Origin of the sequence: Micromonospora sp. URMC 103, assembly GCF_051386435.1 — a bacterium.
Taxonomy (GTDB): Bacteria; Actinomycetota; Actinomycetes; order Mycobacteriales; family Micromonosporaceae; genus Micromonospora.
This window is the reverse complement of the sequence record NZ_JBPQTR010000005.1, coordinates 1,991,882-2,004,362: the sequence shown is the minus strand read 5'-3', so window position 1 is coordinate 2,004,362 and position 12,481 is coordinate 1,991,882. Positions and strand designations below refer to the sequence as shown.

General features: G+C 73.2%; 13 protein-coding genes. 6 read left to right on the top strand and 7 right to left on the bottom strand.

Translation table 11 applies throughout. The annotated features are described in order from the left end of the window. Window positions 1-451: 451 nt before the first annotated feature. Window positions 452-1,150 carry a DUF3159 domain-containing protein gene (locus ACSNOA_RS22450; RefSeq protein WP_436661130.1) on the bottom strand — a complete coding sequence of 233 codons (699 nt, stop codon included), beginning with the start codon at window positions 1,148-1,150 and terminating at the stop codon, window positions 452-454. An 89-nt stretch (window positions 1,151-1,239) separates the two neighbouring features. Between ACSNOA_RS22450 and ACSNOA_RS22445 the strand changes: the two genes are divergently transcribed. Continuing rightward, a complete protein-coding gene (locus ACSNOA_RS22445) occupies window positions 1,240-2,121 on the top strand; it encodes a phosphatase PAP2 family protein (RefSeq protein WP_436661128.1) in 882 nt (293 codons plus the stop codon). A 17-nt stretch (window positions 2,122-2,138) separates the two neighbouring features. Here the strand turns inward: ACSNOA_RS22445 and ACSNOA_RS22440 are convergent, their stop codons facing one another. Then, the gene (locus ACSNOA_RS22440) at window positions 2,139-2,591 is read right to left on the bottom strand and encodes a YbhB/YbcL family Raf kinase inhibitor-like protein (RefSeq protein WP_436661126.1); all 453 of its coding nucleotides are present in this window, start codon (window positions 2,589-2,591) and stop codon (window positions 2,139-2,141) included. Window positions 2,592-2,723: 132 nt separating this feature from the next. Here ACSNOA_RS22440 and ACSNOA_RS22435 point away from each other — a divergent pair, with 132 nt between their 5' ends. Beyond that, window positions 2,724-3,392: a maleylpyruvate isomerase N-terminal domain-containing protein gene (locus ACSNOA_RS22435; RefSeq protein WP_436661124.1), complete on the top strand. Its 669-nt coding sequence runs from the start codon at window positions 2,724-2,726 to the stop codon at window positions 3,390-3,392. A 37-nt stretch (window positions 3,393-3,429) separates the two neighbouring features. Here the strand turns inward: ACSNOA_RS22435 and ACSNOA_RS22430 are convergent, their stop codons facing one another. Further along, window positions 3,430-4,047 (bottom strand): TetR/AcrR family transcriptional regulator, encoded by a 618-nt coding sequence (locus ACSNOA_RS22430; protein WP_436661123.1) that lies wholly within the window; start codon window positions 4,045-4,047, stop codon window positions 3,430-3,432. A gap of 49 nt (window positions 4,048-4,096) precedes the next feature. On the opposite strand from ACSNOA_RS22430, the gene ACSNOA_RS22425 reads away from it, so the two are divergent. Further along, window positions 4,097-5,026 (top strand): NADP-dependent oxidoreductase, encoded by a 930-nt coding sequence (locus tag ACSNOA_RS22425; protein WP_436661121.1) that lies wholly within the window; start codon window positions 4,097-4,099, stop codon window positions 5,024-5,026. A 58-nt stretch (window positions 5,027-5,084) separates the two neighbouring features. Here the strand turns inward: ACSNOA_RS22425 and ACSNOA_RS22420 are convergent, their stop codons facing one another. The 3 genes from ACSNOA_RS22420 to ACSNOA_RS22410 all read right to left on the bottom strand — a co-directional run bounded on the left by ACSNOA_RS22420 (window position 5,085) and on the right by ACSNOA_RS22410 (window position 7,905). Next, window positions 5,085-5,954, bottom strand: coding sequence for a DUF1028 domain-containing protein (locus tag ACSNOA_RS22420; RefSeq protein ID WP_436661119.1), 870 nt, complete (start codon window positions 5,952-5,954; stop codon window positions 5,085-5,087). A 50-nt stretch (window positions 5,955-6,004) separates the two neighbouring features. Beyond that, window positions 6,005-7,258: a low temperature requirement protein A gene (locus ACSNOA_RS22415; RefSeq protein WP_436661117.1), complete on the bottom strand. Its 1,254-nt coding sequence runs from the start codon at window positions 7,256-7,258 to the stop codon at window positions 6,005-6,007. 62 nt (window positions 7,259-7,320) lie between these two features. Further along, entirely contained in the window at window positions 7,321-7,905 is a 585-nt protein-coding gene (locus tag ACSNOA_RS22410) for a helix-turn-helix domain-containing protein (RefSeq protein ID WP_436661115.1), read from the bottom strand. Between the two features lie 63 nt (window positions 7,906-7,968). On the opposite strand from ACSNOA_RS22410, the gene ACSNOA_RS22405 reads away from it, so the two are divergent. The 3 genes from ACSNOA_RS22405 (at window position 7,969) to ACSNOA_RS22395 (ending at window position 10,419) form a co-directional block, all read left to right on the top strand. After that, window positions 7,969-8,559 carry a dienelactone hydrolase family protein gene (locus tag ACSNOA_RS22405; protein ID WP_436661113.1) on the top strand — a complete coding sequence of 197 codons (591 nt, stop codon included), beginning with the start codon at window positions 7,969-7,971 and terminating at the stop codon, window positions 8,557-8,559. Between the two features lie 86 nt (window positions 8,560-8,645). Further along, window positions 8,646-9,626: an LLM class F420-dependent oxidoreductase gene (locus ACSNOA_RS22400; protein ID WP_436662413.1), complete on the top strand. Its 981-nt coding sequence runs from the start codon at window positions 8,646-8,648 to the stop codon at window positions 9,624-9,626. Between the two features lies 1 nt (window position 9,627). Further along, entirely contained in the window at window positions 9,628-10,419 is a 792-nt protein-coding gene (locus ACSNOA_RS22395; RefSeq protein ID WP_436661111.1) for an SDR family oxidoreductase, read from the top strand. Window positions 10,420-10,577: 158 nt separating this feature from the next. Here the strand turns inward: ACSNOA_RS22395 and ACSNOA_RS22390 are convergent, their stop codons facing one another. Continuing rightward, on the bottom strand, window positions 10,578-12,446 hold the full coding sequence (locus ACSNOA_RS22390; RefSeq protein WP_436661109.1) for a discoidin domain-containing protein: 1,869 nt from the start codon (window positions 12,444-12,446) through the stop codon (window positions 10,578-10,580). Window positions 12,447-12,481 lie beyond the last annotated feature (35 nt).

The following is a 12,481-nucleotide window of genomic DNA, read 5'->3' as shown; positions in this document are numbered from 1 at the left end:
GTCCGACGATTGCTGGTCAGGCCCTGCTGCCCGGCCATCGGGCCGGTGCGGCGGATCGGCCGGTCGGGCTGGCCACCCGTATCGGCGGACACCGCGAAAACGACTGCGAAAGTGGCCTCCGCGGGATCACGCGACGGACGCCGACGGAGTAACGTACGTCACCGGAGAGGCCGCTCCCCCCGTGGCGGCCTCTCCTTTTGCGTCCGCCGCACGCCCGCCGACCCGGTCGGACACCCCGACTCCATGATCGTGCTCGATCGTGGAAGTAGTGGCCTCCGCGACGGCAGAAATCCTTCCGGGATCGAGCACGATCATGAGGGTGGGGCGGCCCGGCACCGGAGGACGCCCGGACCCGGGCGACGCCCACACCGGACCGAGCCCAGCCGGACCTCGGTGCCGGTGGTTCCGCGCGGGCCCTGTCCCGGCGTCGGTCGACCCGATGCTGGCCCGTTCAGCGCCGATCGGCCGCCACGGTGTGCGCGTCGTCCTCCGTCGCGACCACCGGATGCCGCAACCCGGGATGCCCGGCCGGCAGCGAGCGCCGCACCACCATCCAGCTCACCGCCAGCGCGGCCGCCACCAGCGGCCAGGTCAGCGCGACCCGGGCCACGACCAGCGCGACCACCTGGCCGCTGAGATACAGCGGCACGAAGACCGCCACCCGCAGCACGTACGTCGCCGTCCACACCCAACTGGCCCGCCCGTACGCCCTCAGCAGCGCGGGATCCCGCCGCCACCGGGTCCGCTGCCCGAGCGCCGCCCCGACCACGACCCCGAGCAGCGGCCAACGCAGCACGATGCTCACCGCCCAGGCCAGCGCGCTCGCCGCGTTGGACAGCAGTTGGAGCAGGAAGAAATCGGCGGCACGGCCGGTCCGCAGCGCGATCAGCGCGGCCACGCACACCGCCAGCAGGCCGATCAGCACCGAGCGCGGCCGGTCACCCCGACGCAACCGCCACAGGGCCACCGCCACGCCGGCGACCACCGCGGCGCCGACCCCCGCCCAGAGCGACTCGCCGCCGAGCAGCCAACCGGCGGCGAACGCCAGCGGCGGAACGGTCGCGTCGACCGCGCCCCGCCGACCGCCCAGCAGATCGGCGAGCGACTCGGGCCGGCCCGCGTCCGGGTCCCGCTGCGCTGTGCCGGTCACCGTCACCTCCTCACGTCGATCCCAACCTAACCGGACGCGCGCAGCGGGCCACCCGCGCGGCCGCCCGACCCGGTCGCTAACGTGGGCGCGTGCGCGAGACGGCGAGGGCATGGACGGCGTTCTGGCTCGTCCTGTTGGCACTGCTTCAGGTGGCCGCGTTCGTCCTGGTCTGGCGGGTGGCGGTGCACACCGGGACCGGCCAGTGGGTCGACACCGTCGCCCTCACAGGCAACCGGATCGGGCAGGACCGCATCGACGGCCCGGTCGACCGGATCCTCAACGCCATGTCGGTGGTCTCCCTGCTCGCCGCCACGGCGACGATCGGGTTCATCGCGCTGATGCGCGGCCGGATCGCGCTGGCGATCACCGCAACGCTGCTCATCGCGGGCGCCAACGTGAGCACCCAACTGCTCAAGCACGGCCTGTCCCGCCCCGACCTGGGCATCGACCTCGAACGTATCTACGCCGGCAACAGCCTGCCGAGCGGGCACACCGCCGTGGCCGCCTCGGTGGCGGTGGCGCTGGTGCTCGTCCTACCGGCCAAGGTGCGGGCGTTCGGCGCGTTCGTCGGCGCGGCCTACGCCGCGGCCGCCGGGGTGGCGACCCTCTCCGCCGGCTGGCACCGGCCCAGCGACGCGGTGGCCGCGTTCCTCGTGGTGGGCGCCTGGGCGGCGGTGGCCGGGCTCGTGCTGCTGGTCACCCAGCGGGAGCGGGCCCGGTTCTCCTCCGCCGACGCGCACCGGGTCGCGGCGTCGGTGCTCGGCGCCGGCGGCGTGCTCGCCCTGACGATCTCCGTTCTCGCCCTCGCCTGGCTCGTGGACCTGCGCACCGTCGACCCGCAGGAGCTGACCCGGCGGGCGCTCTTCGTCGGCTACGCGGGCAGCGCCGCCGGCATCGCAGGGACGATGGGCGTGGTGATGGCGCTGGTCCTCGCCGTCGTGCACCGGCTCGTGCCCCGCCACCAGGGCTGAGCGCACCGACCGGCGGTTCAGCGGGAGTACAGCCCGATTATCGTGCCGCTCGCGAACTCGTGCCCGCTGACCGCCTGGTGCACATCGGTGGCCTGCGGCGCGCGCGGCAGCTCGAGCGGGCGGTTCACGGCGTACAGGCGGAAGAAGTAGCGGTGCGGGTCGTCGCCGCGCGCCGGCTGGGGGCCGCCCCAACCCACCTCGCCGAAGCCGTTGGGCCACTCCCGGGCACCCTCGGGCACCGTGCCCTCCGCCACCCCGCCCGGAGTGGGCCGGATGCCGGTGACCAGCCAGTGCAGGAACGGCGTCCGGCCGGCGTCCGGGTCCTCCACGAGCAGGAGCAGTTCGGCGGCCGAGTCGGGCACCGTGGTCCACTCCAGCGGCGGCGAGATGTTGCCGCCCTCGCGGGAGAAGCGAGCCGGCAGCATGTCGTGGTCGTTGAACGCGGTGCTTCGCATCATGATCCCGGCCATCGGTGGCGCCTCCCTCACTCGAGCCCGCACGCGCGTACCCGCCGGGCCGCCACCGAAACGGCACGACGCTGCGGGGGACGCCGGGCCGGCTCGTGAGAGGGTACGGGCGGCAGCCGGACGGGGAAGGTAAGCGTGCAGACGGTACGGGCGGCGTTCCGCGACGAGTGCGCACGGTTGGGCGAGGTGCTGCGCGACCTGTCCGAGGCGGACCTGGACCGGCCGACCGACTGCCACCCGTGGTCAGTACGCGAGCTGCTCGCCCACGTCCGCACCGGCGCCGGGCGGCTCGTCGACATGCTCGCCGCGCCCGCTCCGGCGCGCGCCGAGGTCGACGCCGCCGGCTACTTCGGCGCGCCGAAGTTCACCCCGCAGGTCGACGCCGCCCGCGTCGACAGCGGCCGCCGGGAGGCCCGCGCACTCGACGGCCCGGCGCTCGTGGCGGACTTCGACCGGGCCTGGCGGGCCGCCGACGCTGCGGTCGCCGCCGCGCCCGCCGGCCGGGTCGTGCGCACCCGGCACGGCGACGCGATGGCCCTGTCCGAGTTTCTGCGTACGCGGGTCGTGGAGGTCGGCGTGCACGGCCTCGACCTGGCCGCGGCGCTGGACCGGGAGCCGTGGCTCACCCCCACCGCGGCGGACGTGATCGCCGAGCTGCTCACCGGCGGACGCCCGCTCCCGGCCGGCCTGGCCTGGGACCGGCTCACCCTCATCCGCAAGACCACCGGCCGGGCCGACCTGACCGAGGAGGAACGCGCGGCGGTCGAGGCCGCCGACTTCCGCTGGCTCTCCTTCGGCGCCTGATACGGCAGCCGCCGCCGCACCAACCCGTTCGGTCGCGTCACACTGTCGACGCGGCGTACGCGGGCGGCAGCGGTGGGGCCTGCGGAGAGGCCCGAAACGCCTGGATCGCGAGCGCGGCGAACCGTCGGGAGGCGCTGACCCGCGCCGCCGGTGAGCTCGCGCGGATACCGCTGTTGGCCATGAGCACGAGGAGTACGTCGTCGAGGACGAAATCGGGGCGCAGGCGACCGGCCTCCTTGGCGCGGCGTGCCAGTTCGCCGATCGACGTCAGCGCGTAGTCGCGGCGCGCCTCGAAATCGATCGCGTGCGGAAAGGCCGACACGAACGCCGCGGTGAAGCCTTGGTCGCGTGCGTGCAGCTCACACATCTTCTCGATCACGAGGCAGAAGCCGTGCCACGGATCCGGATCGGCGAGCCCTTCGTCGACGATGACGTGACACGCGTGCATCTGCTCCGTGAATGCCTCGGTGACCAGCATTTCCTTTGTCGGAAAGCGGCGGTACAGGGTGGCGGGTGCGACCCCGGCGCGCCGGGCGATCTCCCGCATCGGCACATCCAGACCGTCGGCGGCGAACACCACGCGCGCCGCGTCGAGAATGCGCTCGCGGTTGTGCTGGGCGTCGGAGCGCAGGGTGTGAGGCAAGCGGTCGGTCACCGCTCTCACTTTAGCTAAACGGACGGGGGCGTCCGTTAGCGTCCGCCGCATGAGAGCTGTGCAATTCTCCACGTACGGTCCCGCCAGCGTGCTCGAGGTCGCCGAGGTTCCCGCACCGCAGGCCGGACCGGGACAGATCCGGGTGGCGGTCCGGGCCTCCGGTGTCAATCCCGCCGACACGTACGTCCGCGCCGGCCGATTCCAGGACTGGGTCCCGCTCCGCCTGCCGCACGTGCCCGGAGTCGACGCGGCCGGCGTGGTGGACCAGATCGGGGACGGAGTGACCGGGGTCCGAATCGGCGACGACGTTCTGGGGATCGTCGACTACGCCGAGATGGGCGGAGCGAACGCCGAGTACGCCGTCCTGGCTGCGTGGACGCCGAAGCCGGCCGCGCTGACCTGGGAGCAGGCCGGCGGCGCGGCCGGGAACATCGAGACGGCCACCCGGGTGCTCGACCTGCTGGGCGTCAGGGACGGCGTCACGCTGTTGATCGAAGGCGCGGCCGGCGGGGTCGGCACGACCGCGATCCAACTCGCGGTAGCCCGCGGCGCCACCGTCATCGGCACGGCCAGCGCCCGCAACCACGACTTCGTCGCCTCGCTCGGAGCGGTCCCGACCACCTACGGGCCCGGGCTGGCCGAGCGGGTCGGCACTCTGGTTCCCGGCCCGGTGGATGTCGTGCTCGACTGTGCCGGCTCCGGTTCCCTGCCCGACCTGATCGGTCTCGTCGCGACTCCGGACCGGGTGGTGAGCATCGCCGACATCAACGCACCGGCGCACGGTGTGCACCTGTCCCGCGGCTCTGGTCCCGGTGCCGACGCGCCGGCGCTCGACGGGCTGGCGGTCGCCGGCGAACTCGCCGAGCAGGGCCGCTTCACCGTGCCGGTCGCCGCCGTGTTCGCCCTCGACGAGGCCGCCGCCGCCCACGAGTTGAGCGAGTCCCGACACGCGCGAGGCAAGATCGTGCTGACGGCGTAGCCGGCGCGGAGCAGGGCCGGCCCGCGCCGCCGCGCTGGGCCCGCCGTCGGGGTTCGGCCTACGCGTGAGGGGCGGAGCGCGGGGACGGCACGTGGGGGACGGCGCGGCGCAGGTGCGCCAGCACCACCGGGTCGATCCGGCCCGGCACGAGACGCTCCTCCAGGTTCTCCATCCCGGCCCAGGAAGCCAGCGCCTCCTCCGGGCCGGCCTCGCCCACCGGGTGGCCGAGCGCGCCGAGCAGCGTGCCCACCTCGGCGGCCACGGCGCCCGTGAGGTCGAGCAGCGTCGCCGGATCGGGCTTGCTGAACAGCAGGGTGTGCACGGCGAGCAACCTGTCCAGCTCGGTGACCGGGTCCGCGTGGTCGTCGACGCGCAGGTCCACCACGACGTCGCTGCCACCGCCGTACCCGCCGCCGCGCTGCACGACGAGCAGGCCGGCGCTCTGCCGCCCGCGCCGGTCGCCACCGGCCGCGTCTCCGGCGCGCAGCGCCGCGAGCAGCCGCTCGGGGAACGGCAGCGCCGAGCCGGCCAGCCAGGCGTCGCGCATCGCGTCGACCACCTGCGGGCCGGCGAGGATGTTGCCCTGCGCCGCCCAGCCGTCCCCGGCCTGCCCGCCGGCCCAGTCGTGACACTTCCCGCCGGTGAAGGTCGCCCCCGGGCCGGTGGCCGCCACCACGCCGAGCTGGCGGTGGTCACGTTCGCCGTCCGCGGCGACCAGACCCGCGACCACGTCCGCGGCGGCCACCCCGGTGCGCAGCATGGTGAGCCCCTGCGGCCGGTACGCCAGGTTGGCGCTGGCCTGCGTGGCCAGCGCGCCGACGTCGGCCTCGGCGGCCGGCACCAGCGCGGCGGCGGCGAGGAACTTGCTGGCCACGGCCACGCCGTGCAGGCGGCCGTCATCGGAGCGGGCGACGATCGAGAAGGTCACCTGCAGAGACTAACGTGCGGCGGCGCCGGCGCATCGTCGTACCTCGATGCCTAGAACGGGGGTGCGGCCGCCTCCGGCGGACGGCCCCGCGCCCGACGGGCGTCGGCCAGGGCGACGGCGGCCAGCACCACCACCGCGGCGCCGGAGGCCATCACCGCCGGGATGCGCGCCAGCAACGGGGTGAGCGCCAGCAGCACCAGGATGGCGATCCACCGCGACGGCGAGACCCGCGCGAAGACCTCGTACTCGAGGCGTGCGCGGCCGGCCAGGAACAGGATCGGCCCACCGATCACCACCGCCAGCCAGGCCGCCGGGGGAGGATCGAAGGGGTGGTCGATGACAAGCTCGTAGCCGATCGCCACGCCGGCGAGGCCGACCACCATCACGAGGTGGGTGTCCGCGGCGGACCGGCCAATGGTCGCCGGGTGCCGGGCCCGCGTCACCGCCTCGCCGAGGATCTGGCCGGCCCGCTGGATGTAGATCCGCCAGAGCGCGATCGAGGTGGCCAGCGCCAGGGCGAACGCGGCCGCGTGGGTGACCTCGTACGGCCCCCTGCTGTACGCGAACCCGGCCACCAGGATCGTCTCGCCGAGCGCGACGAGGAAGAACTGCTGGTAGCGGTCGGCCAGGTGCTCCCCGGCGATGTCCCACTTCGAGATGGTGGATCGGCCGAGTCCCGGCACCGGCCAGCCGAAGCGGGCGACGAGGTACTCGACGACCAGCGCGGCCGTCCAGAGCGCCACCCGCGGGTTGGTGGGCAGCAGCGCGCCGACGATCCACAGCACGCCGGTGGAGGCGAAGACGATGGTCATGCGCAGCTTGAGCCGCCGGTACTCGTGGGGACCGAGCGCCACGAGCAGGGTCAGCGGCCGGGACACCTGCGCGACCACGTACGCCACCGCGAACATCAGCCCCGTCGTGGTGAACGCCTCGGGGATCGCCACGCCCATCACCATGCTGGCCAGCAGCGCGGTGATCACGATGCCCTGGACCCAGCCGTGGCGCGGGTCGTACCGGCTCGTGGTCCAGGCCGTGCCCTGCCACACCGACCACAGCGCGAGGAGCAGCAGCAGCGTCTTCCCGCCGCCGGCGATCGCGCTCCAGCCGTGCGCGTGCCCGTCGTTCGCGGCGAGGTCCCCGAACGCGCGGGCCGAGATCCGGGTCAGCGCGAAGACGTAGACCAGGTCGAAGAAGAGTTCCAGGAAGGTCGCTCGCCCCGGGTCCTGGGCGGTCGGCGTCAGGCGGATCTTGCCACCGGTGGCCACGGTCATCGCCCTCCGGTGTCTGCCCAGCTCACCCGGCATTCGTAACACCGTGGGCGGTGCCGCCGGCCGGCAACCGCCAGAACCGGGCGCGGGACCCCTCGTCAGGAGGTCGAGTCGTGTCGGGTGTCGGGGAGGGTGGGTGCGTCGGTGGGGTAGAGGCCGGCGACGAAGCCGTACACCTGGTCGCCGGCGCGCGGTATCTGCGCGAATCGGCGGGCGAGTTCCTGGACCTCGGCCCAGAAGGCGCGCACGTCCTCGATCGGGATGCGGGCGTGCACGAGCGTGCAGCGCAGTTCGTCCGCGGCGTGGGCGGCGGCGGACTCGGCAGCCGCCTCCGTGAGTCCGTTGATCGCGGACGCGACCTGCCTGTCCTCGGGGCGGTTGAGGACGCCGACGTAGAACGTGCGCGCGGCGCGCCCGTAGTACCGCTCCTCGATGGCCCGGACGCGGTGGGTGCGTACCACGCGCAGGAGGCCGACCTCGACGAGCAGGTTCACGTGGTAGGCGACGCTGCTCTTGGGGCGGTTCACCGCCTTGGCCATCTCCGTGACCGTGGCGGCCCGTTCGAGGAGCAGCTCCAGGAGGGTGGCGCGCAGCGGGTCGGCCAGGGCGCGCAGCTGCTCGGGCGCGCTGACCACGAGCATCTCGTCGAGGTCGTAATCCGGGATCCGCTCATTGACCGACATTTCTCGACCGTTCTAAAATCTTGGATCGTATGATCCTCGCCGTCCGTTGCCAGGAGTGTAGAGATGGCCGAAGTCGTCCTGTTCCACCACGTGCAGGGACTCACCGACGGCGTCCGCGCGTTCGCCGAGACCCTGAGAGCCGGTGGGCACAGCGTGCACACGCCGGACCTGTTCGACGGGGAGCGACCGCCGACCGTCGAGGACGGGGCGGCGTTGACCCGGCGCATCGGCGCCGAGGTGCTCGACGCCCGCGCCGACCAGGCCGTGGCCGACCTGCCCGAGGGCCTCGTGTTCGCTGGCTTCTCCTTCGGTGCCGGCACGGCTCAGCGACTCGCGCAGACCAGGGTCGGCACGCGTGGCGCCCTGCTCTACGAAGCCTGCCTCCCGATCACCGGTGAGTGGGCGGTCGGGCCGTGGCCACCGGGGGTCCCGGTGCAGGTCCACGGCATGGACGCGGACCCGTTCTTCGCCTTGGAGGGCGACCTGGACGCCGCCCGCGAACTGGTCGCCACCGTCGGGGCCGACCTGGCCGAGCTGTTCGTCTACAAGGGAGACCAGCATCTGTTCACCGACAGCTCGCTGCCGTCGTACGACGCGGACGCGGCGGCCCTGGTGGCGCAGCGCTCCCTGCGCCTCCTCGACCGCCTGGGCTGAGACGCCGGTCCGCGATCCCGTGGACGGGGATCTTGCTCTCGTCGAACGTTACCGGGCAGTATCAGTCGATGACGACGCGATGGGGCATGACGGTGCCGTTGGGCGGGATCCCGCTCGCCGACCACGCCGCGGTCTACGCGGCCCTGGAGCAAGCCGGGTTCACCGACGTCTGGTCCTCCGAGGTCGCCGGCGCCGACGCGTTCACCCCGTTGGCGCTCGCCGCCACCTGGCAGCCCCGGATGCGGCTCGGCACCGCCGTCGTACCCGTCTTCACCCGCGGGCCGGGCCTGCTCGCGATGAGCGCCGCCACGCTGGCCGACGTCGCACCGGGCCGGTTCGCCCTCGGCATCGGCGCGTCCTCGCCGGTGGTGGTGGGCGACTGGAACGCGGTGCCGTTCGCCGAGCCGTACCGGCGGACCCGCGACATGCTGCGGTTCCTGCGCGCCGCGCTGGCCGGGGAGACGGTCGACCAGAGCTTCGACACCTTCGCGGTACGCCGTTTCACCCTGGAGCGCCCACCCGCGGTGCCGCCACCGATCCTGCTCGCCGCGCTGCGCCCCGGCATGCTGCGCCTGGCCGGCGCCGAGGCCGACGGCGTCATCCTCAACTGGCTGGCCGCCGGCGATGTGCCCCGCGCCGTGGCCGAGCTGGGGTCGCGCCGGCCCGGCTTCGACGTCGTCGCCCGGATCTTCGTCTGCCCCACCGAGGACGCCACGCACGCCCGCAAGCTGGGCCGCCGGCTTATCACCAGCTACCTCACGGTCCCGGCGTACGCCGCGTTCCACCGCTGGCTCGGCCGTGAGGACGTGCTGGGGCCGATGTGGAAGGCGTGGGCGGACGGCGACCGGCGCGGCGCGCTCGCGGCCGTGCCCGACGAGCTGGTCGACGCGCTGGTCCTGCACGGCTCACCCGAGCAGGTCAGCGCCCAGGTGCGCGCCTACGCCGACGCCGGCGTCGACGTGCCGGTGCTCGCGCTGCTGCCCACCCCCGAGCTGGCCGGCGGCGGCGCGGAGGCGCTGGCCGGCCTCATCGCCCGACTCGGCCCGGCCGCCGGAGAGGGGCGCTGACGTGAACCTCACCGACCGGATCGTGGTCATCACCGGCGGGGCGGGCGGCATCGGCGCGGCGCTGGCCCGCCGGTTCACCGCCGAGGGCGCCGCCGCCGTCGTCGTGGCCGACCTGGACGCCGAGAAGGCCCGTGCGGTCGCCGACGGCATCGGCCCCGTCGCCCACCCGGTGGCCGTCGACGTCACCGACGAGGAGCAGGTCCGTTCCCTGGTCGCCGACACCGAGCGGCGGTTCGGCCGGATCGACCTGTTCTGCGCCAACGCGGGCGTGGCCACCGGCGGCGGGATCGAGGTCGACGACGCGGCCTGGGAGCGGTCGTGGCGCGTCAACGTGCTGGCGCACGTCTACTCCGCCCGGGCGGTGCTGCCGGGGATGCTCACCCGCGGCGGCGGCCACCTGCTGCACACCTGCTCGGCGGCGGGCGTCCTCACGGCGGTCGGGGACGCCCCGTACACCGCCACGAAGCACGCGGCCGTGGGCTTCGCCGAGTGGCTGTCGGTGACCTACCGGGACCGGGGCATCCGGGTCAGCGCCCTCTGCCCGCAGGGGGTGGACACGCCGATGCTCGCCGACGGGCTGGCCGAGGGCCACCTGGGCGCACGGGTGATCGCCGCCTCCGGTGCCGTGCTCACCCCCGACCAGGTGGCCGACGCCGCCGTGGCCGGCCTCGCCGAGGAACGCTTCCTCATCCTGCCGCACCCGGAGGTCGCCGGGTACGCCCGCCGCCGCGCGGAGGACCCCGACGGCTGGCAGGCCGGCCTGCGCAAACTCGTCCGCCGCCTGTCCGCCTGACCCCCGCCCCCGCCGCGCTGATCATGAGGTTGACGGTGTCGGGTGGCCGCCGTATCGGCGCGGGCGCCAGTCGCGCATCGGCGCTGGTGGGGGAGGCCTGCCCGTCGGGACACTCGGCCAGGTCGTCGCCCACCAGCGCCTTAGATGTCACTCGCCCCTCACGATGGCGGGTAGGCCTCGAACTCGTAGATGCGGGTCGTGGAATCGGTGGTCTGTGTCGGGGTGGTGACGGTGAGGCGGGCGTAGCGGCCGTACGCGTCCACGTAGTGGGTGCTCACATTCGCCGCGTTCGCGGTCACGGTGACGACCGTCCACCACGCGATGCCGTCAGCGCTCATCTCGATGGTGAAGGCGCGGGTGTTGAGCGATGCCGGTTCCCCACCGGCGCCGGCATGGCGCAGCACGAACTTCCTGATGTTCACGAGCGAGCCAGGGGTTCCGAGGTCGACGCGCAGCCACGAGCCGATCCCTGTGGAGCACCACCTGTCGGACAGGCCGCCGGTCCAGCTCCCGTTGACCGCCTTCGCCGGGCCTTCGGTCGACGTGCACTGAGTGTTCGCGATCGCGGGCCTGTTGCGCGCGAGGTTGACCTCGGGCGGCAGCGACCCGACCTGGCCGTAGACCTCCAGCTCGTAGATGCGGGCCGAGGGGTCGGTGGTCTGGGTCGGGGTGGTGATGTTGAGGCGGACGTAGCGGCCGGTTGCCGTCACGTCGTGGGTGGTGACGTTTGCCGTGTTCGCGGTCACGGTGACCGCCGTCGTCCACGTGGTGCCGTCGGCGCTCACCTGAATGGTGAAGGCGCGGGTGTTGAACGACGTGGCCTCGCCACCGGCGCCAGCGTGGCGGACCAGGAACCGCCGGATGGCCGCGGTGGACCCGATGTCGACGCGCAGCCACTTGCTGGTGCCCGTGGAGCACCACCTGTCCGACAGGCCGCCCGTCCAACTGCCGTTGACCGCCTTTCCCGGGCCCTGGGTCGACGCGCACTGGCTGTCCGCGGTCGCGGCCTTGTTCAGCGCGAGATTGACTCCGCCGTAGACCTCCAGCTCGTAGATGCGGGCCGAGGGGTCGGTGGTCTGTGTCGGGGTGGTGATGTTGAGGCGGACGTAGCGGCCGGTTGCCGTCACGTCGTGGGTGGTGACGTTTGCCGTGTTCGCGGTCACGGTGACCGCCGTCGTCCACGTGGTGCCGTCGGTGCTCACCTGGATGCTGAACGCCCGGGTGTTCAGCGACGTGGCCTCGCCACCGGCGCCAGCATGACGCACCACGAACTGCCTGATGTTCGTACTGGATCCGATGTCGACGCGCAGCCACTTGCTGGCGCCCGTGGAGCACCACCTGTCCGACAGGCCGCCGGCCCAACTGCCGTTGACCGCCATCTCCGGGCCCTGCGTCGACGCGCACCGGCTGTCCGCGGTCGCGGGCTTGTTCCACGCGAGGTCGATGTCGGGCGTGAGCGGGATTGCCGCACAGGTCGCGGTCACGCTGAACTCGCCGATCGGGTCGCCCGTGACCTCGGCGCTGCCCTCGACGATCAGCAACCCTGCCGGCACCCGGACGCGCGCCTGATGCGTGCCGGGCATGAGATCCCCGTCGGGCCCGGGAACGGAGACGGACGGGAGGACCTCACCTTCCGGAGTCATGAAGACCAGCGTCAGCGCCGTGAACTCGCCCTGCTCGGGCATCACCTGGAAGCTCCAGACATCGAGGCCGACGAACGGACCGTTTCCGGCATCCTGACAGTTCGGTGGGAAGCCCACCGCGCCACGCCCCGACTGCTCGGAGAAGAGATAAACCTGAGGGCTGGTCTGTGGCCAGGCCGGGGTGGCGACCGACAGACTGGTCACGCCGACCAGTAGCGCCACGACTAGACGGAACACATTACGCACATACATGGGAATCACGATCGCCTTCATCGATCGAAACGGATGTCGTACCAGATGTCGTTGATGCGGACGGACTCTCGCGTCGTCCACCACGCGGCTGCCGTTGGTCTCGGGTCCGTGGTCTTGAGTCTGCTTCGACATCTGATACGGGATGGTGGCCCGGCGTCCAGATATCG